Below are 25,721 nucleotides of genomic sequence, written 5' to 3' on the forward strand. Positions count from 1 at the left end.
AGCTCACAACCAGCTTCTTTCAGCACAGGTGTCACCACACTGTACCTTGCTTTCAGCTAACGCTTCCCACTAGCGGGTGCGTAAGGGACTTTAACCCTCAAGATAATGCTCATGCCGAGCACACAAGTTCAGGGGCTGACAAGCCATATGGCCAGTCAGCCCCTGAGTCATGAGGTCAGCAGCTGCGCTGCGCGACGTTTCTCCCCGTCGTGCTGCCCAGCCGTGCCTGCAGGAGGCGCGGCGGGCCGACACAGCGGTGTGGGATCAGTCCTTATTTTTGAGGGCCTTGACCTCTTTTTCCAGATCCATCATGCGACGGTACATGTCGTTGATGTGCAGCACGCGTGAAGCAGTGCGGCGCCACTCGCTGTTGGTCTGGGCCGGAATGCCAGAGGAATAGGTTGCTCCCTTTTCCTCAATGGAGCGCATCACCATACACATACCGGAAATGGTTACCTGGTCTGCAATGGTAATGTGGCCATTGAATACTGAGGTTCCGCCAATAATACAGAACCTGCCAATGGTTACTGAGCCGGCAAAGGTGGTTCCGCCTGCGATGGCGGTGCCAAAGCCAATCTTTACGTTATGGGCAATCTGACAGAGATTGTCGATGATGACATTGGACTCAATGATGGTGTCATCGATAGCACCACGGTCAATACAGGTATTGGCGCCGATTTCGACAAAGTCGCCAATGACAACACGGCCTGACTGAGGAATCTTTACCCAGGTACCCTTGTCATTGGCATAGCCAAAGCCGTCAGAGCCGATAACGGTACCGGACTGAATCAGACAGTTATTGCCTATGACACAGTGGTGGTAGACGCTTACGCCCGGGTAGAGCTTTGTATTGTCGCCGATAACAGCCTCAGGGCCGATGACGCAGTTGGCACCGATCTGCACGTTATCACCGATAACAGCACCGGCGCTGATAACCACGTGAGGGCCAAGACTTACGTTATTGCCCAGCTTTGCGCCCTCTTCGACAAAGGCAGCTGGATGAATGCCCTTTGCAATGGCCGGAGTAGTATCAAGCATCTGAGCCACACGGGCAAAACCCAGATAAGGGTCAGCAAGAACCAGAGCAGTACCTTTGACATGCTCCCTGAACTCAGGCTTGACCATGACACAGCCGGCTGCAGTGGTCTCAAGCACGTCACGGTATCTGACATCAGACAGGAAGCTGATTTCATCAGGGCCGGCTGTCTTGAGATTTGCCACGCGGGCAATATCAAGCTCACCATTGCCGGTAAACTCAGCGTTTAACTGTGCGGCTATATCCTTTACTAACATGACTCAAACCTCATCAGGGGGAAATCAGCCGCAGCATACGGCTGTCCAAATGCAATCTTACGCAAAGCGCATACTAAAGAGGCTCCGGCAGACATCATAATGATGCTACCCGGAGCCCCTCAACAAAGGACAGTAACCTGTCAACAGGAGTCCGTCCCCTGTTATCAGACAGAAAGCCAGGCTTTCTGTCTGATGCCTGCGGCAGCCGCTGAACGCCACCCGGACTGCACTGCACTGGTATTGTGCCGGGTGATTTGCCCCGGGTCACAGTGCCTGGGCTTTGCCCCGGGTCACAGTGCCTGGGCTTTGCCCCGGGTCACAGTGCCTGGACTTTGCCCCTGGTCACAGTGCCTGGGCTTTGCCCCGGGTCACAGTGCCTGGACTTTGCCCCTGGTCACAGTGCCTGAACTTTGCCCGGGGGCACTGCGCTATGGCAAAGCCCCGAGCCTGCGCAAGGGCACATGGTCCGACACAGGTATATGTGCGTGGACGGTAGTCTTATGGCCGGTTACAGCAGCTGTTACTTCTTTTTCTTGGCGGCGTCAGAAACGCGCTTGATAACGTCGCTGGAGATGTCCAGAGAGTCGATGGTGTAGGCAATGCCCTCACCACGTAACACCAGGTCAATATTGCGCTCCTGAGCGATGGCATCAATGGCCTTCTGTACAGCTACGGCCAGCTTGCGGTTTTCTTCCTGAATACGCTTTTGCTGATCTTCCTGCAGGGCACGGGCCTTTAACTGGAACTCAGCCTGTAACTGGGCGATTTCACGCTGCTTGTTGACCAGCTCATTGCCCTTGTACTTGCCGGCATTAATGTCCTGACCAAGCTGGGTGCCCTTCTGCTGGAGCTTCTGCAGATCCTGCTCACGCTTGGAGAACTCCTTGGCCAGAGTCTTTTCAACATCCTTGGCCTGAGGAATCTCAGTCATGATTAAAGGCAGGTTGATAACGGCAATGGTTGGGGTCTTGGCAGCTGGAGCGGCCATTACGGAGGTAGCTGAAGCGCCCAGTAAGGCAACGCTTAAGGCAGAGGCAAGTAAAACTTTCTTTAACATCACAAATTTTCCATTGAATCTGATAACCGTCTGCAAGGCTGTGCCGGCGGCATCATCAGTGACAAATCCGTACAGGCTATGAGCGCTTGCGCTGTCAATTAGCATATACCCTCACACCTGGCTGTAACTTATGACAGCTCCATGGCCGCCATGAGGCAATGCAGCCGCATGGCAGCCAGGGCAGCCTTATGGCCGCCTGATGGGCCGCGATGGCCTTGCCTGCCGCCCGGGATGCAGCAAATGCAGCAGCCCCGGCAGCAGGTCAGGTGAGGGCACTCAGAGCCCTGATATACAGATCAGAGCCCGGAGCAGTATTCCGCCCCGGGCCCTTTTAGCTTAAGACGGCAGTTGCTTAGAAGCGGCCGCCGATGTCAAAGCTGAAGAACTGGCTGTCGTCACCATCCTGCTCCTTGACTGGTCGAGCCACGGAGAAGGACAGAGGACCGACTGGAGACATCCAGGTAACGGACACACCAGCTGCAGCGGAGTAATTGGATGGGCTGCTGTAGTCAGGTGCACCGGTAAAGCCTTTGGTGTATTCGCTTGAATTGGTATCCCACAGGGCACCGGCATCAAGGAATACAGAGGTACGAACCTGATTCTTATAAGCCTCAGAGATAAATGGGGTTGGAACAATCAGCTCGGCAGACAGAGCCCACAAAGCGTTACCGCCCATGTTGTCATCATCGTCGATACGGATGCTGCTGCCCTCAGGGTACAGAGCACGAGGACCTACGGAGTTGCGTTTAAAGCCGCGTAACCACTGGTCACCACCGAGGTAGAAGTTGTCAAAGAATGGCAGCTTCTGATCCATGCCATCTACGGTACCGTAACCATTACCGTAGGCACCACGGCCACGAACGGAGAAGATCACGTCGTGATTCTCATTCATAGGGAAGTAATGGAAGGTCTGGAAGTCAGCCTTGTAGTACTGCAGGTCAGAACCCTTTGGCAGAGTAGTAAACAGGGTCATACTCTGACGGGAGCCGGCAGTTGGGAATACGCTGCGGTCCAGGTTGTTACGGTTGAGATTAATCTTGAATGTGTAGTTGAGGAAGTCGTTGGACAGATCACCCTCACCATAGGTACGCCAGAAGTCCACAGCCTGCAGGAAGAACTTGTTGGACTTGATGCTCATCTTCTGGATACCCAGAGTGTAGGTAATGTATACGTTATCGGTAATTGGATAACCTGTGCTGATGTCAGCACCGATGGACTCGTTGTCGTAGGAAACAACGTCTGCATCATCACCGTGGAAGTTATCGTAGTAGATACGGCCACCAAGGGAGATCTGATCTACAGACCAGTATGGATCGGTGTAGCCCAGCTCTACGTGCTCACGGAAGTCATTCTGATAGGCGCTCAGATTGGCCTTGGTACCCCAGCCAAATACGTTGCTCTGGGAAATACCGGCCTGAATCATGAAGCCTGATGAAGTACCGAAACCAACACCGCCCTGGATGGAGCCGGTTGGCTGCTCCTTGACCTTGGTATCAAGAGCTACAGTATCACCTGAGGTGCCAATACGGCGGGTGGTGATGTCGGAAGTCTCGAAGAAGCCGGTACGGTTGAGGCGGGTCTTGGATGCCTCAATGGCCTCATTGGACAGCCAGGTCTGGTCCATCTGGTTGATTTCACGACGGATAACAGTGTCGTTGGTCTGGGTATTACCGGTGATGTTAACACTGGTTACATAAACGCGCTGACCTGGCTCAACCATAAAGGTCAGATTTACTACCTTGTTCTTCTCATCGAACTCAGGAACGGCAGTTACCTTGGAGTAGGCGTAGCCGAACTTGCCCAGGTAGCTGGCCAGGGTCTTTTCGTTGAGGGTAACCTCACGGGCTGAATAGGTGCTGCCTTTCTGCAGGGAAATCAGCTGCTGCATTTCACTGCCGTACTTGAGGGTATCGCCCATGATCTTGCAGTTGCCGATGGTGTACTTGTCGCCCTCGGTAACGGCAATGGTCAGGTACATGCTCTTCTTGTCAGGAGTAATGGAAACCTGAGTGGAGTCAACACTGAAACGCACGTAGCCGCGATCCTGATAGTAAGAACGCAGAGTCTCAAGGTCAGCATTGAACTTCTGGGCATCGTAGCGGGAGTTGGCAACCACGTTCCACCATGGGACGTCGTCACGCAGCTGCAGCTGGGATACGAGCACATCTTCGGCAAAAGCCTTGTTACCTACGATGTTGATCTGCTCGATGGCGGCAGCCTTGCCCTCATAGAACTGGATCTTTACCTCAACACGGTTACGTGGGAGGTTGGTCATTACAGTCTTGACCTCAGCCTGATACATACCTGCTGAGTGATAGAAATCGATGAGGCTCTGCTCAATCTGACGCAGGGTCTGAACATTGACAGGCTCACCAGGACGCAGGCCCTGCTGTTCAACTACGTTGCGCAGAGCTTCTTCCTGAATCTGCTCATTACCGGCAAAGGTAACAGAGCCGATGGTAGGCAGTTCGGTGACATCAACCACCAGAGTATTGCCGTCCAGAGAAAGTGCTACATCGGAGAAGTTTCCAGTGGCATACAGACGCTTCATGGACAGAGCAACACGGTCGCGGGTCAGTACGTCACCCTGACGTACCGGCAGAGCAAGCAGCACTGCACCCAGACTGACACGGTTTAAACCACGAACTCTGATATCCTGGATCACAGTTCCATTGAGCTGAGCACCAGCATTGGGACCTGCCTGCGGTGCAGCATAGACGTGAGGAGCCAGAGCGGCCATGACGCCTAAGGCAAGTCCTGTTAAGAGTGATCCTTTATAGTGCTTTCTATCAGTTGACATCTTGAACCCAATCTTAAAACGGGCAGCTGCTCGGGGCTGCAATAACCTGCATCTGTCAGAAAGTTGAGACTGCACCATATTGAGGCCGGAACCTCCATGGTATGCAGCCACAGTCTGACTGTGAGTGATGCACATAAAAAATGGAAAACAGGCACAGGCAGGCTGCACTCAGTCCTGTCTGAACCGGCCCTGCCATGGGACCGGTCCTGACCTCAGGGCGCGTGTAAAACAGTGAACACTGCGTGCTGAGGCAATGTGGACAACAAGTCCTGCTTGAGCAAATTCAACTATTTTAACTTAAAGCGACGCTATGTCATTAAAAATAGCTAACATTGTCAGAGATAACAGTATGGCCATACCAGCTGCAGTAAGGATACGCTGCAGGCGCACATTAGGTCTGCGGCCGGTAACTTTCTCATAAGTCAGAAAAACCAGCTGGCCGCCATCAAGCACCGGTACCGGCAGCAGGTTGAGAATACCGAGGTTAACCGAGAGCGTGGCCATAAACCACAGGAAGTTGGAAAGTCCAATCTGAGCCATGACGCCGGCACCACGGGCAATGGTGATAGGACCTGAAATATTTTCCGTGCTCAGAGCGCCGGTAATCATCTGACGGGCGCCCTCCAGAATAAGCATGCTCATACGGCCGGTTTCGGCTATGGCATTGGTCAGGGCATCAACAGGACCGTGCTGCACGGTATTGACCAGCTCAGGAATATGGCTGACCTCCACACCAAAGCCCACAATCTGACGCTGCTGACCGGTGTTTTTGTCATAGACGAGCTCCGGGACTACGGTAAAGCTCATATGGCGGCCGTCACGCACCACCTCAATTTCCATGCTTCCGCCCTCAAAGGCGGCAATGGTGCGGGTTACGGTAAACCAGTTAGGCATGGTCTGACCATTGATGGCTACAATACGGTCGCCCACCTTAAGACCGGCAATATCAGCAGGTGAATCAGGCTTGATAATGGTCAGCCCCTCAGAGACCCTGCCCTGAGATGGCTGAAAACCAATCTGGCCAAAAGTGTCATCACGCGGACCAAAACGCACCGAGCTCAGATCAAGCTCTACTGTACGAACCTGTCCCCTGCCAAGGTCGCCAGCCACTTCCATCTGCACTGAAGAACCTGCACGGGTCATCAGCTCGGAGATAACATCATTCCAGCCGCGCACCTCAGTACCGTCGACACTGCGAATAAGATCGTTATCACGCAGGGCGGCAGCTGAGGCCAGAGTATCAGGAGCCACAGCACCGACCACAGGCAGCAGATATCTGATGCCCAGCATGTTCATGGCTGTATAGAGCACCACGGCCAGCACAATGTTAAATACCGGTCCGGCTGCCACAATCATGGCGCGCTGCCCTACGGTCTTGGCCGCAAAGGAATCCTCATCATGCATAGCGTTACCGTCAGCGCCGACGGCGGCGCCATCAGCTCCGCCAGTCGCCTTGCCCTGCCCCTGTCCAAGGGCCAGAGCCTGCTCACGCATTTCCTGACTCCAGGCTGAGTTGTCATCCTCAGAGCCATCAGAGCGGCTGACCCTGCCCTCGCCAGACGGGTCAAAGCAGAAGTCACCACCACCAGACACGGCACCGGCGCCGCTCCCTGCGCCGGCCCCGCCGCCACCACCGGCGGATGCCGATGCTGCCTTTGGCTGCACCTCGTCGGCCGGAGCGCCTGGTGCGTCCCTGTCATCGCCCTCGCCCTTCATGGAGCAGTAACCGCCCATGGGAATGGCGGAAATGGCAAATTCGGTTCCGCTTTTCATCCTGCGTTTGTAGATTACCGGTCCCATGCCAATGGAAAAACGATAGACCCTGACGCCAAATCGGCGGGCAGCAAGGAAGTGGCCAAGCTCATGAATGGCAACCAGAACTCCCAGGGAAATGATAAAGAAAAGTATGTTCCACAGGGCCGATGTCATGTTATCTCCTACTAAAGGCACGGACAGGCTAAAAAACGGCTAAAAAACGATATTTTAGAACAGTTTGACCACAAAATGATCCACATGACACAAAAGGTGACAAAGCCATTCATCCCGGAGCGCACTGCCGGCAGTCACAACCGGCCACCCCATGAGCCTGAGCCCCTGTCCTTCAAGGCAAGGTGAGCATGCAGCCATGCCATGCTTTGAAAGGCATGGCCTTATGGCTGCCGCAGTACAGCCCGGGAGCAGAGCCCAGTAACGACAGAGGGCCGTCCCTGCTTTGGGACAGCCCTCAGTTATGACAGCCAGTCATGGCCGCGCTTACCGGCACTGCATGCCAGATGCAGCGCGAGAGCATGCATATCAGGCAGCATCACCTGCTGCTGGCGCAGCTTCGACTTCGGCAGCAGCGCCATCGGCTGCCTCAGTGGCTGCATCTGCAGACTCAGAGGCAGGGGCAGTCGAAGGATCAGCGGCCGGGGCAGGCAGAGCAGCCGGAACAACTTTCTTGGAGATATTCTTGAAGTAGACCACGTTCATGTCGTAGATACGGCCTGAAATGCCCGGACTGTGAGCAGCCAGCTCCTTGGCATGGGAGATAGGAACCACACCGGCATCTTCAGCCATGATGTCGTTAGCGCGCTCATACATACTGGTGCGCACCTTGCCGTCAGGTACATGAACGGCTTCGTTAATAAGACTGATAAACTCCTGGTTAATCCACATGCCCTGATTGGATACAGGATCAGTGCTGGAGTAGATGTTGATGAAGTTATCAGGATCACCGTTATCTCCGCTCCATCCCATAAAGCAGATATCCCATGAGTCGGTCAGGAGCTTGCTGCGGAAAGTGGCCCAGTCAAATACTGAGATCTCCGACTTGACGCCGGCCTTATGCAAATAGGACTGCACAGCTTCAGCCAGTACCTGTCCGCCTGCTGTGTTGTAGAAGCGTGAGTTGGAGTAAGTGAAAATACGAAGCTTCTTGGTACCTTTCTTCGCAAAGGTCTTACGTGCGGCCGCAGGATCATAGCCTATGACTTTGGCATCAGGGGTATAGCCGGTCATAAAGGTTGGAAAGTAAGAGTCAGCAAAGGTAGCATAGCCCTTATACAGAGACTTGACCAGCTCAGGACGGTTGATAGCCTGGACTATGGCCTCACGTATTTCAAGATCGGCTGTAGGATGGCCCTTACGGCAGTTGAGCAGCATGTAATTGATGTTATTGCCTTCATTTTCATAAATCTGGCCACCGCCTTCCCTGATGTGCTCGATGACGTTGGCATCAATACCGTTGATGATGTCGACCTCACCATTCTTAAGAGCTACTACACGGGCAGATGTGTCCTTCATGATGCGGTAGATAACATTCTGCACATCAGGCTTTGGGCCCCAGTAATCATCAAAGGTGGTCAGCACGAGCTGCTGGCCCTTGTCCCATGAGACAAGACGGTATGGACCAGTGCCTACAGGATTGCTCATCAGGCTGTAGTTGTACTTGCGCAGTGCTGTTGGTGAGGCAATAGGAGCGGCGTAACAGATAGCCATGTTACGCAGGAAAGGAGTCAGAGTCTTGTCAAGGCTGACCTTAACAGTGTATTCGTCTATAACCTCGGTCTTTCGCACGCTGCCAAAGACAAAAGGAGCATAGGATGCCATTTGCGGGGTCATGTTCTCACGGGACTGACGGTCAAAGTTGAATTTGACAGCCTCAGCGTTAAACGGGGTACCGTCGTGGAACTTGACGCCCTTGCGCAGATAGAAAGTGTAGGTAAGGCCGTCAGGACTGATTTCCCACTTTTCAGCCAGAGATGGCTCAAGCTCAGTAGTTCCCGACTTAAAGCGCAGCAGAGACTCGTAAATATTGGCAACCATGGAGCCTGACTCGGTGTCATCTATGAGAGCCGGATCCAGACCGACCGGCTCTGTGGAGCTGGCGAAGATCAGATTGTCTTCAGGTGCTCGTGACAGGTGGTCCGACCAGGCAGTTGAGACCACAGCAGCGCTTAAAGTCAGAGCAATAGCAGCTGACAGGCGCTTAATTGACATTTTTATAGACATACAATCACCAGTAAGTAACGCTAACGCAAAGGCAAACTCTAAGGAAATGAAAAAGGATATGGATATGGTCAAGGCAATCATTGCCCCGGTCAGCAAGCTGCCCTCAATGGCACACCCAGCAGCCAGCAGTCAACAGCCAACAGTCAGCCCCACAGACGACAGCCAGTATTCAAGCATCCCGGTCCACTCAGCAAGGCGAGCCAGGACGCACCTCATGCCCAGGTCCCGGCCAGTGCTGAACCTGGCAGCCAGCGTCAGGCATAAATGGCACAGGTCTGCCCCAGGTAACGCCTGCAGAGATGAAAATACAGGGCAGACTGACAGGCTGAATATATCCAGTACTCAAATGGGGTTAACAGTGCCATATCAGGACCTGAGTCATAACAGCTGATGCTGCAACTGATCTGGAGCTGCAGTGTAACCGTAACCCTTTTCCTTCATGCTTCATTCACTGTTTCATTGATGCACCATGGCAATGATGCACTAATGACAAATACTTTCTTTCACTATTACACCGTGCTCCCGGGCACTGATGCTTTCATGAGCTCATTGATTCATACATTTAACTGCTTATGAAAGCAGCAACTTGAACATGCAGGCAGATGTACCTGCACTCATGACTGCTTTACAGGCACTGTCACAGCTTACATAGCTGATAAACTCGTGCCTGAGCTGGTTCAGGGGAAGTTAAACGGGACGTTTTGAGCACATAAAATTCAAGACATACTGCGACAGATAATATGTGAAAAGATCAGTCTGCAGGACAAAAGATCTGAACTTTTTGTGGATCCTGTGTCAGTAGTCTACAAAATACAGGGCTTTCGCACCAATAGAGCACTGTATCAAGCATGGCCTGCACTAATGCAGTTCACAAGTATTGTGCACAAAATGCACGGTATGCGCCCCAACATGAGCAAAACTCTGATATTTTCGGGATGTTGGCACCATGTTTTGCTCCAATAAGCACAGACCCGATATCGCATGATTGCGATATCGGGTCTGATATTGCGCACTTGATCTTAAGCACTCATCTCTTGAGGTCGACTGGCTGAATATTACAGCTCTGCCTCTGACCATATTTTAAGAGCGGGAGGCTACAAAGGATTCTGCAAGGCTGCGGGCCTGACTGTCTACAGCCAGGATCTCCTCGAGCTCATAGGCACTGGAGCCGCTGATGCTGTTGAGGACATGATCTACAGTCTCACTGATGCCAATAAAGGAAAGCCTGCCACTTAAGAATGAGGCCACAGCAACCTCATTGGCCGCATTTAAGGCTGTGGTCATTGCCTGACCGCTGGTGCTGGCCTCCATACCCATAAACAGGCAAGGGTAGCGCTCACGATCCGGCTCACGGAAGGTAAGAGAGCCCACAGAGGTGAAATCAAGGGCTTTGACTCCGGCATCCATACGCTGTGGCCATGCCATGGCATGAGCAATAGGCGTCTTCATGTCTGGCTGACCAAGCTGGGCCATTACTGCGCCATCGACATAAGACACCATGGAGTGAATCACGGACTGAGGATGGACAATGACCTTGACCTGATCTACTGAAGCATTGAACAGATAGCGGGCCTCGATGTACTCAAGGGCCTTGTTCATCATGGTGGCTGAATCTACTGAAATCTTTGGGCCCATGGACCAGACAGGATGATTGATGGCCATGGCCGGGGTCACATCCTTTAAGGCACTGAGCTCACAGTCACGGAAAGGTCCTCCTGATCCAGTCAACAGAATCTCGCTGACACCTGTTGAAGCCAGATCACATGAGCCCATACGCACCTGTTCACTTGCCGGCAGACACTGGAAAATGGCGCTGTGTTCACTGTCTACAGGCAGGACCAGAGCCTTGTGGGTGCGGGCCATGTCAAAGAAGAGCTGGCCACTCATAACCAGAGCCTCCTTGTTGGCAAGGCAGATGCGACAGCCGGTCTTAATGGCGGCCAGCAGCGGCTTGAGACCGGCGGCACCAACAATAGCGCCTACCAGGGTATCAGCTCCGCCATCACCGGAAACCTCAATAACACCAGACTCACCGGCCAGAATGTCAGTCCTGGCTGCAAGGTCAGGACGGCGCTCCTCAAGCATCTTACGCAACTGCTCTGCTGAGTGTTCATCGCTCATGGCGACGCGCTCAGGCTCAAACTCGGCAGTAAGATCAAACATCTTGGCAGCATTTGATGATGCAGCCAGAGCATGGACCTTGTATTTGTCTTTATGCAGGCGCAGCAGATCGCAGGTTGCATCACCTATGGATCCGGTAGCACCAAGCAGGGTAACACTGCGTACTGAGGAAGACTGACTTGAGCTGTGACAGTCACAGCTGCAGCAGCTGCCATCTTTAGCTGGCGACATGGAAAAGTTCTCCGCTGACTAACCAGTACAGGCTCATAAACACAGGCACGGCAGCCAGCTGAGAATCGATACGATCGAGCATGCCGCCATGACCAGGGAAAATCTTTCCCGAATCCTTGATGCCGGTCAGGCGCTTTAGCATGCTCTCAACCAGATCGCCAAACACAGAGAAGATGATGGCGCCGAAAGCCGCTGCAAGAAAGCCCAGTTCATGATTGCCAAAAACTGAATAAAAACTGTAATGTTTTGCCAGATACATAACCACTATTGCCAGCACGACACCGCCGTAGAGACCTTCATAGGTCTTCTTGGGACTGACCTCAGGCATAAGCTTTGTCTTGCCCAGAGTGCGTCCTGTGAAGTAGGCGCCAGAGTCAGAGGCCCAGACCAGGGCCATTACTGACAGAACCAGCCAGGCTCCCTCATTGGGACTGGTGGCAAAATTGGTGGCACGCAGAATCAGCAGACCCTGCAGGAAAGGAACCAGCATCAGCAAAGCAAAGATGCAGTTGAGCACCTTGTTATTGTGCCAGCCGGTGTTGTCAGGATAGCTTTTGACCAGAAATACTGACAGTACCCAGAAAGGAAGGCCGGCTACTACCAGATACTTCATGTATTCAGGCACGCCACTTACTATGTACTCACCGGGAGGGGCGACAATGAACATGGTTGTGGAGGCACAGGCTGCGACCACCAGAAAAGGGATGCGGCTCCTGAATTTGAGCAGCGGGCCCATTTCGTAAGCAGCCACCATGTAGATAAACAGGGCACCCATGGTAAAGATGGCATAGTCAGCAAAGAACAGCCATGCAACCACGAGGGCAATCAATACTGAACCTGTGGCAATTCTAACGCCCATAGTAAAGTGTTCCTAAAGTCAAAAAGCGCTCAGCTGCACCCCGCCGCATGTCTGCGGGACTGCCTGCAGGAATGCTGGCCCGCGCACCAGCGACCTCAGGCCCGCACGCCTGTCAGCCCTCAGGCCTGTCAATTCACGCATTCTGCGCAAAAGGGCACAGGGCCACGCTCCCGGGACAACCGGGCATGGCTGTACAGCTGTAATAAATTTCCCTGACAGCGTTTACACGACAAGTGCAGTGGCAAAGTTATGCGCTCCTGTATCAGGCACGCTCTATTATCCGACTGCAGCGAGGATCAGTGCAGTGCCAGATGCTCATAATATGAGCCCGGCCTCAAAACTGTCTGTAATCTTATCTGTGATGTATTCATTGGCGGCTCAGCCGCGCAAAAACGATCCGTCAATGGTAACACAACAATGAGCAAAACCAGTTATTTATGGCACACCCCACACCGGCAAAAATCCCATTCATCTCACCGCCCGCAGCAAGCCCCACATGCCCCCTCATAAAGCCCGGCATAAGCCCGCAGAAAGCCTGGCATAAACCAGCAGCATGGCCATGATGTCCCCGCAGCAAGCCCAGCATAAGCCCGCAGCAAGCCCGGCATAAACTCGCATCATGGCCAGGATGCCCCTCACAATGCCCGGCATAAGTCGGCAGCAAACTCTACATTATGCCGCAGCAGCACCACATGAAGCCGCAGCAGCACTCCCCTCATCATGCCCACGCTGATGACCATACCACGCGACATATTATGTGAGCACAGTTTGTAAAATCAGAAAGACAAGCGACCACAGGGCTGATCTACAAGGCACCTTTTCTTATAATGGGCGCACTGTTTTGTTTTAGAACCTGTACTCAGGAAAATCACATGGCGTCCAAACTTATCCCGGTCAAACCAGTCAATCTAAGCGAGGCTACACGCAATCTGCTGGAGCCTCATGGACTGTACATTAAAAACGGCGTACTGCTGGCCCGTAATCTGTGCTTTCGTGCCCCGGTCTACATCTCCGAAAACTGCATTGTCATGGGCAGTCAGATTGATTCCTACTCCTACCTGGGACGCTTTTCTGTAGCAGCAGACACCAAGATAGGCCGTTACTGCTCCATAGCACACTACGTGGAGCTGGCCATGGGACTGCATAATATCGACCGCTTCTCTACTACACCTGCCCTGTATAACAATATGTTTTTCATGAAGTACTCAGGAAACATTCCAGAGCAGGACCCTGATTACATTGAAAGAGGCGTTTTCAACAGAAGCGTTATCGGCAATGATGTCTGGATTGGCGCAAACGTAAAGATTCCATCATCAGTCACAATTGGCCATGGTGCCGTAATCAGCACCAATGCTGTCATTACCAAAGACGTGCCACCATACGCCGTAGTGGTAGGCGGAAGTGACGAGAATGGTCGAGGCTCTCAGCGCATCATCAAGTACCGCTTCCCGGACGAGATTATCAGTGACCTTATGGAGATCAACTGGTGGGATTACGATATCCCTCGCATGATTGCCCAGGGCATTGATGTACCACGTACTGACATCAGGGGCTTAATCTCATTTTTCAAAAACGAAGACCGTGACAGGCTGATCCCGCTGGCCTCTCCATGGCGCCTTCTTGCCTGCACTGACAACAATACTGTGCACATGTTCCCAACAGAGCCTGACACCTTTATGGAATACAACGTAGTAGAGGTAGACAAGAAGACAGGCAAGGCCATTTGCATGCGCCTGGCCGTGTAACCTCCCATGCTGCCACAGCATCACCGGCTGCCACAGCATGCCCCAGCCCAGGGCGCTCAGATGATCGCCCTGGAGGCACCTGCCTACCGCCATGGAAGCCCGTGCTTAACGCTATTGCAGCCATTACCTGCTGCCCGTGCCTAACGATATGGCAGCCAGTGATTACCGCAAGGTATCCCCACCATACTCAATTCCTGTCGCCGCCAGAGATCGCAGGGGGGCTGGCTCTGCGAAGGCCATCATATTGAGAACAAACTACACTAAGGAGTACCCATGTCCGGCTGCGATGCCGGGCTGAGGATTTGCCTATGTCGACATCCATTGTTCCTGTACAGCCTGTTATTCCCTCAGACCGCCTGCGCCAGAAGTTTAAGGGCATAGGCCTGAATCTTAAGAATAATGTGATGGTGGATCGCAATCTGCGTTTTCGCAACCCTGCCTATGTTGCCAGCAACTGCATAGTAATGCGCACCCAGATTGACGCCTACTCCTACATGGAGCGCTTCAGCGTGGCTTCCAACACTACTATTGGACGCTACTGCTCTATTGGCCATTATGTCGACATGGCCATGGGCATTCACAATTATGAGCGCTTCACCACCTCCCCTGCCTTTTATAAAAACATGATTTTCATGGACCACTCAGGAGAGATAGCTGAAGAGGACCCTGACTTTATTGCACGCGGCATGAGCAACGAGGTCACGATAGGAAATGACGTATGGATAGGAGCCTACGTTAACATACCTGCTTCGGTAACTATTGGTCATGGCGCTGTAATAAGCACCAATACCGTCATTACCAAGGACGTGCCGCCATATGCCATTGTGGTAGGAGGACCTGACAACAATGGCCGAGGCTCTCAGCACATCCTCAAATACCGCTTCCCGGACGAAATCATCAGTGACCTGCTGGAGATTAAATGGTGGGACTATGACCTGCCTCGCATGATTGCACAGGGCATCAAGGTTCCACGGGACAATATTGCTGACCTTATCTCCTTTATCAAAAACGAAGACCGCGACAAGCTCCTGCCCCTGAGCGATCAGTGGCGACTGTGCAGCTTTGCCTCAGCAGACCGCGCTTTTATCTTCCCCTCCCGTCCCGACACTTTCATGGACTACAACGCCGTTGAAGTCGATAACCAGACCGGCGCCGGCGTCAGACTGCTCAACACCCGAACCGACAACCACTGAAATACGAATCCGCAAAATACAGGCAGCAAACAGATCTCCAGAAAGAATAAAGCCTCCAGCTCAAACGAACCGGAGGCTTTATCGTATCTGCAGGAGCCATGGCTCCTGATAGCTGTCAGTCAGGTATTAGCCTAACAGGGACAGACCAAGCTGTGGACGGGTGTTAGCCTGCATCAGCATGGAGGTAGCAGCCTGCTGAATGATGGACTGCTGGCTCAGGTTAGCAGACTCCTCGGCGAAGTCAGCGTCACGAATACGGCTGCGGGCATCAGCCTGGTTGGCAGAAACGTTTGCCTGGTTACGGATACTGGACTCAAGGCGATTTTGTAAAGCGCCAAGGCCGGCACGCTGGCTGTCAACAGCACCAATCAGCTTGTCCATACCCTCAATGATGCCGTCAATCTTGGTTGCGTCACTTAAAAGCGCAGTGCTATTACCGTCATCCCAGATATCGGTAAAAGTAACGTTGGCAAGAGCTGCCATAGCAGAAAGACGCATGGAGTTAACTTCAAAATCAATGGTATCGCCCTTGTTTGCACCTACCTGGAGAGTTAACTTACCGGCATTGCCATTTGCAGCACCGTAAATGTCGGTATCCTTGCCACCGCCGTCGAGGACGGTCTTACCACCAAAGGTAGTGCTTGAGGCAATACGGTTAATCTCGGAGATTAAAGAGGTAGCCTCCTTGTTGAGTGCCTTGCGATCCTCAGCAGTATTGGTACCGTTCTTGGCCTGAACAGCAAGAGTACGAACCTTCTGCAGCATGCCGGTAATTTCATCCATACCACCTTCGATGGTCTGGGCAAGAGCAATACCGTCAGAAGTGTTGCGGTTGCCCTGGTTTAAACCATTAATCTGAGTGGTTAATCTGGAAGATATCTGCAGACCAGCAGCATCGTCCTTGGCGCTGTTAATTCTCAGGCCAGAACTGAGTCTTTGATAGGTAGTAGTGAGCTGATTCTGTACGTTGTTGAGGTATCTACGTCCGTTTAAGGAGCTGACATTAGTGTTTACGTATACTGCCATTTTGTCTCTCTCATAATGTTGCAACATCAATCGCTTGATATTGCCTTTGTCTCTATGCGACCTAACGGGGTGCCTGAATATTTTTATCTATACAGAGGGCCGCATATAAATATAGCATAAACAAACACTTGTATGGCAGTGATAGATACTACATATAAAGTTTACATAGAAACACAGAAACCCTGTTCCTGCGTTAATGTAAACGTTATCGATAAGAAATTTCTGGACTGAAAATATGTCAATATAGATACACTTTTTGAACTTTTGTGAATTACCTCTTCGTCCTTATTTTCCCCGGTGTATGATGAAAGATCATAATGTTTTATAAAGCATATAATTAGCTAAACATGTATCTGCATGAAATAAATCGTTTGATGATTGCTTTACTAAAATATTTTGTAAATGGTCTTAGTCTGACAGTCAATTTTCGGGTAGTAATTATGTCAGGTTGGGATGAAATATCGAACTGAAGATAATTGAGTTTTGAATTAAGCTGAGTTGATGCTGAGGCACAGCGTGCCCGCGCACGTATGGCATGGCAGAAGAGGTGCCGCATTGGAGTGATCAGTGACTTGCAGGCGTACTTGGGCGCACGCTTAGCGTGCTGCCTGAAATGTTGGAGATTTGGGTCTTTTGTAGTGATATGGTTGGGTGGGCTGCGCTTAGTGCACGTGGGGCGTAAGCTTCGGTCTGGTATGTTCAGGCGATGTGCTGGTATGACCGGGCATAACCGGGCGAGGGGCGGGTATGGCCGGGCATACCCGGGAATGACCAGACGATGTGCTGGTATGGCCGGGCGATGGGCGGGTACAGCCGGGCATACCAGGGGATGACCAGACGATGTGCTGGTATGGCCGGGCGATGGGCGGGGATGGCTGGTCTGGAGCGGGCCGGGGTGTATGATGTGCTGTGGCTGTGCTAAATGCGGGTGGCGACCTGCTCTGAGGTCATGCCGAAGCGACGTTCGCGTGAGTTGAAGTAGGTAACAGCTGATCTGATCTGCTCTTCATCAAAATCAGGCCACAGAGCTTCACATACATAAAACTCGCTGTAGGCGCACTGATAGAGCAGGAAATTGCTGATGCGGCTTTCTCCGCCGGTGCGGATAAGCAAATCAACATCATCAAGTACAGTCAGTCGTTCCTGAATACTCTGCTCGGTAATGTCCTCAGGTGCAATAAGACCAGCTCTGAGATCAAGAGCAAGAGATCTTGCTGCCTGGGTAATATCCCAGCGTCCGCCATAGTTGATGGCGATATTGAGCTGCATGGCAGTATTGCTGGCGGTCAGCTGCTGAAGTTCAGCTACAGCCTTTCTGAGCTTTTCAGAAAAACGGCTCAGATCACCGACAAAGCGTACTTTGATATTGTTCTTGTGGAGGCGGTCGCGTTCGCTTTTTAAAACGGAGGCAAAGAGCTCCATCAGACCTGAAACTTCCTCAGGTGGACGCTTCCAGTTTTCAGAAGAGAATGCAAAGAGGGTAAGAACAGACACGCCCAGAGACGCAGCAAATTCTACAGTACGCGTGACAGCCCGAGCGCCCTGGCGATGCCCCATGAGGCGCATCATGCCGCGCTTTTTTGCCCAGCGTCCATTGCCGTCCATAATGATAGCAAGATGGCGAGGCACAGCTGCCTCGCCAGTTTGTAGTAATTTTTGCATCGCTGTAGAGCTAATTAGATTTCCATTAACTCTTTTTCTTTATCAGCCAGGATGTCCTCACACTGCTTGATGGCAGCATCGGTCAGCTTCTGGATCTGATCTTCACCGGACTTGAGCTCGTCCTCAGAGATGGACTTGTCCTTCTGTAAGTTCTTTAAGGACTGGTTGGCATCACGACGTACGTTGCGAATTTCAACACGGGACTGCTCAACTTCACCGCGGACGATCTTGACGAGGTCCTTACGGCGCTCCTCGGTTAATGGAGGAAGAGGCACGCGGATGTCTACACCGGCTACTACCGGATTGAGACCCAGTTCAGACTTCTGAATGGCCTTCTCAACGTCCTTGATGGCGTTACGATCAAAAACGGTGAGCTTTAAGGTACGGGCATCTTCAACGTTGACCTGAGCTACCTGACGTAATGGGGTAGGAGTACCATAGTAATCAACCATGATTCCATCTAAAATGCCAGGCTGAGCGCGGCCGGTGCGGATCTTGTTCAGGCGGCTGCCCAGGGAATCCACGGCCTTCTTCATGCGCTCTTGAGCATCATTTTTAACGTCATTAACCATAATTTATCTCCTTACTAAGAGATGAGGGTTCCCTCATCTCCTCCGGTTGCGGCGTTTAAAAGGGCACCTTCCCTGGTCATGGAGAAGACACGAATCTTCATCTCATGATCACGGGCCAGGGCAAAGGCAGTCAGATCCATGACCTGAAGCTCCTTGGTCAGAACTTCCTTGTAAGTCAGGGTCTTGTACAGTACAGCATCAGGATCCTTGAAAGGATCGGCGCTGTATACACCGTCAACCTTGGTGCCCTTTAAAACTTCGTCACAGTGCAGCTCAACTGCGCGTAATACGGCAGCAGTATCAGTAGTGAAGAATGGAGAACCGGTGCCTCCTGCTACGATAAGCACTGAGCCCTGCTCCAAAATCTCACGTCCCTTCTGAGCGGCATACTGCTCGGTAATCGAAGCAATACCCTGAGCAGACATCAGCACACAGTGAGTGCCCTGACGGATAAGCTCATCACGCATGGCAAGACCGTTAATCACAGTTGCCAGCATACCCATGTGGTCACCCACAGTGCGGTCCATACCGGCCTTCTGAAGAGCGGCGCCACGGAAGATATTACCGCCACCAATAACCAGAGCAACCTGTACGCCCTGATTCCTGATCTCGATAATGCTGCGGGCCATCTCAGAGAGAATGGCTGGCTCGATACCAAACTGGGTCTCACCGCCAAGAGCCTCACCTGAGAGCTTGATTAAAATACGACGTGAAGATTTTAGTGACGAAGTCATTGAGAAATGCCTATATTACTTGTTGGATGCAGCAGCGATTTGAGCCTGTACTTCAGCAGCGAAGTCGTCGGTCTTCTTCTCGATACCCTCACCAACCTCAACACGGATGAAGGACTTGGCAACAGCACCCTTGGCCTTTAACATGTCGCCTACGGATACGCTTGGGTCCATAACGAATGGCTGACCAGTTAAGGAAACCTCACCGGTGAACTTCTTCATACGGCCTTCAACCATCTTCTCAGCAATCTCACGTGGCTTGCCGGAGTTCATGGCGATCTCGATCTGAATGGCGCGCTCCTTCTCAACAACGTCAGCAGAAACGTCCTCTGGGTTTACGAATTCAGGCTTGGATGCACATACGTGCATGGCAACATTCTTGGCAGTCTCCTGATCGCCGCCCTCTAATACTACAACTACGCCAATGCGCTTGTTGGAGTGGACGTAGATACCCAGGTTGGAACCGGAAACGCGGAAGATGCGACGGATGCCGAGGTTCTCACCGATCTTGGAGATCAGAGCGGTCAGGGCCTCACCTACGTTCTGAGCGTCGTCATACTTGGCAGCCTTTAAGACTTCAACGTCATCGCTCCTGGTAGCAAGGGCGATCTGGGCAACCTTGTTGGCAAACTCAACGAACTCTGCATTCTTGGCAGCAAAGTCAGTCTCGGAGTTAACTTCAACTAATACAACTTCGTTACCCTCGGAAGCGGTAGCAATCATACCCTCGGCAGCAGTACGGGTAGCCTTCTTGGCAGCCTTAAGGGCACCGGACTTACGCATCTCTTCGATGGCGGCTTCGATGTTGCCGTCGGTAGCAACCAGAGCCTTCTTACAATCCATCATGCCTGCGCCGGTAATGTCGCGTAACTCTTTTACGAGAGCAGCGGTTACGTTAGCCATTATTATTTCCTCAACTAATTCATAAAAGGCAGGGTTACCCTGCCTTATATTTTTCAAATAGAGCCTCAACAGTCCAGGTCAGCAGCTGTACTGATACAGTCAGCCTGATGTGACCACAAGTCACTGCACTCCCTGCTCTTTGTGAGCCTGTCTGAGATGAATCCGGAAAAGCAACCTGAGATTACTGCCAGAATACCTGTTGCTGCAGTCAATAAAGGAAGTGACGCACAGTGGTGACAGTTGGGTGAAGCGCGGCTTGTTCTGAAAGCGCGTTGCTCTCAGGCCGGCCAGAGCTGCCATGGGGCAGCGGGAAAGCGACTTTGGATCTGCATGTCCTGCGACATAAACAGGCGGCCCCGGTCCCGGTGAGATACCAGACTACCGCCTGTGTGAGGTAATAGATTTTTACTTAAAGGCAGTCATGAAAGGTCTGACCATTCATGACAGCGCTGAAATTAAGCCTCAGCGGCTTCCTCAGCCTTAACCTCAGCCTCAACTGGCTGCTCGGCCTCAGCACGGTTCATCTCAGCACGGGCAGCGTTGATGGTCTCAACAGCACCCTTTAAGTACAGGTCGATGGCGCGGATAGCGTCGTCGTTGCCTGGAATTACGTACTGGACGCCATCAGGGTTGGAGTTGGTGTCGACAACAGCAACAACTTCGATACCCAGATTGTTGGCTTCCTTAATAGCGATGTGCTCAACCTCAGCGTCGATAACGAATAAGGCATCTGGCAGACCGCCCATGTCCTTAATACCGCCCAGGGAACGGTTTAACTTCTCGAGCTCACGGGAGCGTAATAAAGCTTCCTTCTTGGTCAGCTTCTCGAAGGTGCCGTCGGTAGCCTGAATCTCAAGCTCCTTTAAGCGCTTGATGGACTGACGAACGGTCTTCCAGTTGGTGAGCATGCCACCTAACCAGCGGTGATCAACATAGTACTGATCACAGGCCTTGGCAGCTGGGCCAATCTTGTCAGCAGCAGCACGCTTGGTGCCTACGAATAAGATCTTGCCCTTGTGAGCTACGGTGGAGCTTAAGAAGTTTAAGGCTTCGTCATAGCACTTTACAGTCTTCTCGAGGTTGATGATATGTACACCATTACGGGCACCGAAGATGTACTGCTTCATCTTTGGGTTCCAGTAGCGGGTCTGGTGACCGAAGTGAACACCAGCCTGTAACATATCGCGCATCGAAATAGTAGACATGAAATAATCCTAATAAATGACAAAAAGTGGGTTGGGCCTCCACTGTTCAACTCTTCAAACCTGGCGCTTGAAAACATTCTGCAGTCCGGGCTCTGCTTTCCTGTGACAAAAGCTGCTTTTTCAGCGCTTGCGGATACCGGTCTCCGGCTCCGGATAAATCGTCACTGGCAACCAACTTCAGCCTGGTCCTGCCTGAGTCATCCCTCAGCCGCATCCTGAATCTGTGCAAACCTTTGCATTTGCGGATAGCGGTCTTACACTCGATGACAAGTCTTCAATTACAAGAATGGTCTCTGTATAAGGTCAGGCAGCATCAATACAATGTCCTTTACGCCACCAGGGACGACTCGGGAACATCAGATTTGATCATGTCTGCGGTAACCGCAGCAGGTCATTGTGCTTTACCTTGACCATTGCCACAGGTCCAGGCCCAAAGATCTCCAGGGGCAAGAACCTCAAAATATGTGGCCAGAGTTAAGCGCAGGTCCAGGTACGACAATGTGGCACCTGCCTGCATACCATCTTTTCTAACACCGGGCACCCTGAAGCAGCCTTTATGAACAGTGTGTGTAATACAAAAGAGGTAATTGAATTCTTCCGCCTCTTGCTAACCCCGCTCCAGAGCTTTGCATCTCTCTGAAGTTTCGTTCCGATTACTCGTACAAAATTCACAAAATGTGACCTTTGCAGCAAAAGGCAAACTATTTTAGCATATGGATCAGGAATTTTTCAGCTATTTTGATTTTTTATTCAAGCCCGGAAATATCGGATTTCCTGGACATTTTCGGCCCTTTGTATTCCCGCCATCGCAAGCCCTGGGCATGAAATTCTTCAATACAAACTTTTCTGACAGAGTGAGACGCAAAACAGACTGAACATACCTTACAAAGCTGGCATCTAAATCATCACTCAGTCCGGCCTTTCCTGCAGTAATGCAGGACTGCCGTCTCTCAATTTCAGGGACTCCATTCCAGCTTCTCCTGTATGACCTGCCGGCTCATGACGACTCCAGCTATGCCATGCCGGAGCATGATGACTCCTGGCCTGTCCTGCCATGCCATGACCGCTCTGTTCAGATGTGAAAAAGGCACATTTCCATATGGAGATGCGCCTTTTTCATATGTGGTGACTGCTCAGGCCAGCCTGCCGGCTGCTGTATTATGCAGCCGGGGCCTTGCTGGCCTTGTCAGCCTCAGTGGCTGATTCAGGCTCAGAGTCCTGCTCAGCTGCAGCGCCTGCTGCAGCTGCGTCAGCGGCCTGGGCTGTGGTCTGGGCCTCAGCACTGGCAGGGACTGATGACTTGTCCTCAGACTGGCCCTGCTGGTTGAGGGTTACGCAGGCACTGTTCATGTAGCCGTGGGAGTAGATATTGTGACCAAGGTTGCTGTAGGAAATGGCGCGCCTGAGCATCTCCTGATAGTGAGTTTCAGCAGCCTTTTCCTTGTCAATCGCGGTAAGCTGCAGGTCCTTTCCTACCTTGTAGAAGTAAGGCTGAGCATAAGGAGCAATCTCTACCAGATCATCGCCCTCAAGCAGACCAAAGTTGTTGTTAATCTGCATGATGGCACGGTTCTTTGTGTCATTGCGGGTCAGGTTCTGACCTACATTTGGAGTAACGACATCAAGACCTGCAAGAGACATCAGGGTAGGTCCCATATCAATCTGAGAGACAATACGCTTATCAGTATGAGGCTTGACGTTAGGAGCGATGATGACGGCCGGTATGGCAAAATCGTTGAGAGGGAAGATCTCCGAACCATAGACGCGGCTTTCATGGTCAGCAATTACCAGAAAGACTGTGTCCTTGTAATAGTCCTCAGATGCAGCCTTCTCAAGGTAAGTACCCATGGCATAGTCTGCATACTTTGCTGCCAGCAGACGGGCCGGTTCAGGATTTTCAAAGCCGTCAAGCGATACCTTGCCTGCAGGGATATCAAAAGGATCATGGAAAGATGATGAGAACACTACTGAGAAGAAACGCTCGCCACGGGCATGAATTTCCTTAAAGGTTTCATTGGCCTTGTTAAACAGATCCTCGTCGGATACGCCCCATGCAGCTACAAAAGACGGATTATCATAGTCTTTCTGCTCAACAATATGCTCTACACCGTTGTTGTAGAAATAGGTGCGCATATTGTCAAAATGGCTCTCACCACCATAGATAAAGGAAGTTTTGTAGCCGGCCTGCCTGAACACCTGAGCAAGTGAGGCGTAGGCATAGCCAGGCTGAGCCAGCTTCACAATACTCTGCAGAGCAGATGGCGGATAGGAGGCGGTTACAGCCTCAATACCACGGATGGAGCGGGTTCCGGCGGCATACATGTTTTCAAACCACCAGCCCTTGTCACGCAGTTTTTCCAGATAAGGGGTCATTGGGAAGCCGCCCTGGCTTTCTACAAAATTGTCACCCAGGGACTCCTCAAGAATAATGACCACATTGTAGGTACGGGCAGCATCAGCACTGGCTACGCCACTGGCAGAGCCGGCACCAGCAGCCGCAGCGTCACCGGCATCAGCGGTGGTGCCCGGCTGTCCTGGTTTGCCTGTGTACACTCCCCTGAACGGGGTAATGTGCTGATTTATTGGACACTGCTCGTTAAATGGCTGAGCATTGGTGCGTGCTGAGAGCTCATCTATGTGAGCCAGGGCCTCAGGGGCCTCAACACGGGCATAAAGCTGGTCTTCAGTAATGGTCAGATCATCAAGATGCAGATAATGGTAAATAGCTGAATAACTTGAGTTTACCGGCAGAGAGTTGGCCAGACTGTTATTGCTGAAAGATACCATTGCAGGGTTTAAAGGACGGTGGCCCAGGGTGGAGCGTATGCCCAGAGGAACGATACAGATGGTCAGCACCAGCGCAATGGCACTGTAGGTGAAGCTGCCCTGACGGTAGTTGCGCAGCAGGAATGAGCTGACACGAAAGCCCACGTATAAGGCAATACCGGTACCGATAATGGTGGCGAAAAGCTCCAGCTTGTGACCACCCCACAGGGTGGCAGTCAGCTCTTTGAGGTACTTGATGTACTGAACGTAAATCTGATTAGGGCGGACGCCGTACTCCATGATAAAGCCAGGAGTAGCCAGCTCATTGAGCACGATAAAGGCAAAGCCCAGAGCACAATAAATGCTGATTATAAAAGGAATGATGCGCGGTACTCTGACATAAGGATTCAATGAGGCCAGGGTAAGTACCAGAAAAGGCAGAGCAAACAGACCGCACACTGAGGCAAAGTCAACACGAATACCCTGCAGCAGCACTATATGGAAAGTACCCTCAGGAATTACATCCCATTGCCATATGGAAAGCGCAATTCGTGACAGGCTGAAGAAAACCATTGCCATCAGCGCCATGACCAGGATTGGGTTGACACCATAGTGAAGGCGTCTTAAAAACTTACGCAGCTCAAACATGCTTGCCCCGCTCTGTAAAACAATATCCACACTGTTCCTGAAAACACCCGCATTAACCGTGCAAGCTCTTAAGCACGACGGTGATGAAACACATGCTGCTCACAGCTGCAGCATTAACATGGGACAGAAAGCTCATACCTGCGCTGCCTGGCACGCCACAAACATGTGCGGCCAGGCTGGCGCATCGGGCTTGCAGTAGCGCAAGGCGCACCAGGACGCGCACTTCCCAGGATAAACAGTGCCCATGTCAGGAACGTTCCTATGATACAGGCAAACAAACAGAATTTAGTTATTCCCAGGTATTTTTATGCACCAGCTGCGCCACTGCAGGACATACGCCCCGTCCTGACGGGCTTTCAGGAGCCTGACGTTGATCAGTCCAGGTGCCCATCAATGTGGTCTGCAGATTGTGCCGTCCAGGTGCCCATCAATGTGGTCTGCAGATTGTGCCGTCCAGGTGCCCATCAGTGCGGCCTGCAGTTTGCGCCGTCCAGGTGCCCATCAGTGCGGCCTGCAGATTGTGCCGTCCAGGTGCCCATCAGTGCGGCCTGCAGTTTGCGCCGTCCAGGTGCCCATCAGTGCGGACTCCGCTTTGCAATCCGGAGAAAGCCCTGGGCTCTATGGGTGCAGCGCCCATGACGCCCCATGGAGCCTTGGGCTTTTCTGGATGCGGCTTCCCATAAGGGCAGCCCCATGGCTCCACATGGCTCCCCACGGGGTCTGGATGCCTTGGAGCCTGGGTCGGTCCGGGTTGAGATCAGGAATTTATGCGGGTTGAAATATCCATAAAATCGAGTAGGGGTGGTTCCCCTCTCACACCACCGTACGTACGGGTCCGTATACGGCGGTTTCAACCATTGTTACCGCCCAGTTTTGCTTCGTATTGGGCGTTAAGCATATTCAGGTTAAGCCATCC

General features: G+C 52.1%; 16 protein-coding genes. 2 read left to right on the plus strand and 14 right to left on the minus strand.

Going from position 1 to position 25,721, the window contains the following annotated elements; genetic code table 11:
* Positions 1-264 precede the first annotated feature (264 nt).
* The 7 genes from lpxD to MXE41_RS11920 all read right to left on the minus strand — a co-directional run bounded on the left by lpxD (position 265) and on the right by MXE41_RS11920 (position 12,354).
* Positions 265-1,293 (minus strand): UDP-3-O-(3-hydroxymyristoyl)glucosamine N-acyltransferase, encoded by a 1,029-nt coding sequence (gene lpxD, locus MXE41_RS11890; RefSeq protein WP_247100632.1) that lies wholly within the window; start codon positions 1,291-1,293, stop codon positions 265-267.
* 520 nt (positions 1,294-1,813) lie between these two features.
* A complete protein-coding gene (locus MXE41_RS11895) occupies positions 1,814-2,350 on the minus strand; it encodes an OmpH family outer membrane protein (protein WP_246977670.1) in 537 nt (178 codons plus the stop codon).
* 352 nt (positions 2,351-2,702) lie between these two features.
* Positions 2,703-5,150 (minus strand): outer membrane protein assembly factor BamA, encoded by a 2,448-nt coding sequence (bamA, locus tag MXE41_RS11900; RefSeq protein ID WP_246977669.1) that lies wholly within the window; start codon positions 5,148-5,150, stop codon positions 2,703-2,705.
* A gap of 297 nt (positions 5,151-5,447) precedes the next feature.
* Positions 5,448-7,079, minus strand: a complete 1,632-nt coding sequence (gene rseP, locus MXE41_RS11905; protein ID WP_247100633.1) for an RIP metalloprotease RseP — start codon at positions 7,077-7,079, stop codon at positions 5,448-5,450.
* Positions 7,080-7,445: 366 nt separating this feature from the next.
* Positions 7,446-9,143 carry an ABC transporter substrate-binding protein gene (locus tag MXE41_RS11910; RefSeq protein WP_247100634.1) on the minus strand — a complete coding sequence of 566 codons (1,698 nt, stop codon included), beginning with the start codon at positions 9,141-9,143 and terminating at the stop codon, positions 7,446-7,448.
* 1,080 nt (positions 9,144-10,223) lie between these two features.
* A complete protein-coding gene (gene ispC / locus MXE41_RS11915; RefSeq protein ID WP_247100636.1) occupies positions 10,224-11,495 on the minus strand; it encodes a 1-deoxy-D-xylulose-5-phosphate reductoisomerase in 1,272 nt (423 codons plus the stop codon).
* A complete protein-coding gene (locus MXE41_RS11920; RefSeq protein ID WP_247100638.1) occupies positions 11,482-12,354 on the minus strand; it encodes a phosphatidate cytidylyltransferase in 873 nt (290 codons plus the stop codon). The genes ispC and MXE41_RS11920 overlap by 14 nt, the downstream gene beginning before the upstream one ends.
* A gap of 872 nt (positions 12,355-13,226) precedes the next feature.
* Here MXE41_RS11920 and MXE41_RS11925 point away from each other — a divergent pair.
* Together MXE41_RS11925 and MXE41_RS11930 are read left to right on the plus strand one after the other, a co-directional pair.
* A complete protein-coding gene (locus MXE41_RS11925) occupies positions 13,227-14,099 on the plus strand; it encodes a CatB-related O-acetyltransferase (RefSeq protein ID WP_247100639.1) in 873 nt (290 codons plus the stop codon).
* Positions 14,100-14,407: 308 nt separating this feature from the next.
* Complete coding sequence (locus MXE41_RS11930; RefSeq protein WP_247100641.1) at positions 14,408-15,292, plus strand: CatB-related O-acetyltransferase; 885 nt, start codon at positions 14,408-14,410, stop codon at positions 15,290-15,292.
* A gap of 126 nt (positions 15,293-15,418) precedes the next feature.
* Here MXE41_RS11930 and MXE41_RS11935 read toward each other — a convergent pair whose 3' ends face one another.
* The 7 genes from MXE41_RS11935 to MXE41_RS11965 all read right to left on the minus strand — a co-directional run bounded on the left by MXE41_RS11935 (position 15,419) and on the right by MXE41_RS11965 (position 24,835).
* A complete protein-coding gene (locus tag MXE41_RS11935; protein WP_247100643.1) occupies positions 15,419-16,318 on the minus strand; it encodes a flagellin in 900 nt (299 codons plus the stop codon).
* Between the two features lie 918 nt (positions 16,319-17,236).
* Entirely contained in the window at positions 17,237-17,980 is a 744-nt protein-coding gene (gene uppS, locus MXE41_RS11940; RefSeq protein WP_247100645.1) for a polyprenyl diphosphate synthase, read from the minus strand.
* Positions 17,981-17,994: 14 nt separating this feature from the next.
* On the minus strand, positions 17,995-18,552 hold the full coding sequence (gene frr, locus MXE41_RS11945) for a ribosome recycling factor (protein ID WP_246977659.1): 558 nt from the start codon (positions 18,550-18,552) through the stop codon (positions 17,995-17,997).
* A 14-nt stretch (positions 18,553-18,566) separates the two neighbouring features.
* Entirely contained in the window at positions 18,567-19,286 is a 720-nt protein-coding gene (pyrH, locus tag MXE41_RS11950) for a UMP kinase (RefSeq protein WP_247100648.1), read from the minus strand.
* Positions 19,287-19,301: 15 nt separating this feature from the next.
* Positions 19,302-20,186, minus strand: a complete 885-nt coding sequence (gene tsf, locus MXE41_RS11955; protein ID WP_246977657.1) for a translation elongation factor Ts — start codon at positions 20,184-20,186, stop codon at positions 19,302-19,304.
* 455 nt (positions 20,187-20,641) lie between these two features.
* Positions 20,642-21,391: a 30S ribosomal protein S2 gene (rpsB, locus tag MXE41_RS11960; RefSeq protein WP_246977656.1), complete on the minus strand. Its 750-nt coding sequence runs from the start codon at positions 21,389-21,391 to the stop codon at positions 20,642-20,644.
* A gap of 1,158 nt (positions 21,392-22,549) precedes the next feature.
* Positions 22,550-24,835, minus strand: a complete 2,286-nt coding sequence (locus MXE41_RS11965; protein WP_247100650.1) for an LTA synthase family protein — start codon at positions 24,833-24,835, stop codon at positions 22,550-22,552.
* Positions 24,836-25,721 lie beyond the last annotated feature (886 nt).

It is taken from the genome of Anaerobiospirillum sp. NML120449, from assembly GCF_023051105.1.
In the GTDB taxonomy this organism is placed as follows: Bacteria; Pseudomonadota; Gammaproteobacteria; order Enterobacterales; family Succinivibrionaceae; genus Anaerobiospirillum.

Bases quoted from the DNA above. Each gene is read 5' to 3' on its own strand.
- MXE41_RS11930 (WP_247100641.1), top strand. From the start codon at position 14,408: ATGTCGACATCCATTGTTCCTGTACAGCCTGTTATTCCCTCAGACCGC.
- bamA (WP_246977669.1), bottom strand. From the start codon at position 5,150: ATGTCAACTGATAGAAAGCACTATAAAGGATCACTCTTAACAGGACTT.
- MXE41_RS11920 (WP_247100638.1), bottom strand. From the start codon at position 12,354: ATGGGCGTTAGAATTGCCACAGGTTCAGTATTGATTGCCCTCGTGGTT.
- rseP (WP_247100633.1), bottom strand. From the start codon at position 7,079: ATGACATCGGCCCTGTGGAACATACTTTTCTTTATCATTTCCCTGGGA.
- uppS (WP_247100645.1), bottom strand. From the start codon at position 17,980: ATGCAAAAATTACTACAAACTGGCGAGGCAGCTGTGCCTCGCCATCTT.
- MXE41_RS11910 (WP_247100634.1), bottom strand. From the start codon at position 9,143: ATGTCTATAAAAATGTCAATTAAGCGCCTGTCAGCTGCTATTGCTCTG.
- frr (WP_246977659.1), bottom strand. From the start codon at position 18,552: ATGGTTAATGACGTTAAAAATGATGCTCAAGAGCGCATGAAGAAGGCC.
- pyrH (WP_247100648.1), bottom strand. From the start codon at position 19,286: ATGACTTCGTCACTAAAATCTTCACGTCGTATTTTAATCAAGCTCTCA.
- lpxD (WP_247100632.1), bottom strand. From the start codon at position 1,293: ATGTTAGTAAAGGATATAGCCGCACAGTTAAACGCTGAGTTTACCGGC.
- MXE41_RS11925 (WP_247100639.1), top strand. From the start codon at position 13,227: ATGGCGTCCAAACTTATCCCGGTCAAACCAGTCAATCTAAGCGAGGCT.
- MXE41_RS11895 (WP_246977670.1), bottom strand. From the start codon at position 2,350: ATGTTAAAGAAAGTTTTACTTGCCTCTGCCTTAAGCGTTGCCTTACTG.
- tsf (WP_246977657.1), bottom strand. From the start codon at position 20,186: ATGGCTAACGTAACCGCTGCTCTCGTAAAAGAGTTACGCGACATTACC.
- MXE41_RS11935 (WP_247100643.1), bottom strand. From the start codon at position 16,318: ATGGCAGTATACGTAAACACTAATGTCAGCTCCTTAAACGGACGTAGA.
- ispC (WP_247100636.1), bottom strand. From the start codon at position 11,495: ATGTCGCCAGCTAAAGATGGCAGCTGCTGCAGCTGTGACTGTCACAGC.
- rpsB (WP_246977656.1), bottom strand. From the start codon at position 21,391: ATGTCTACTATTTCGATGCGCGATATGTTACAGGCTGGTGTTCACTTC.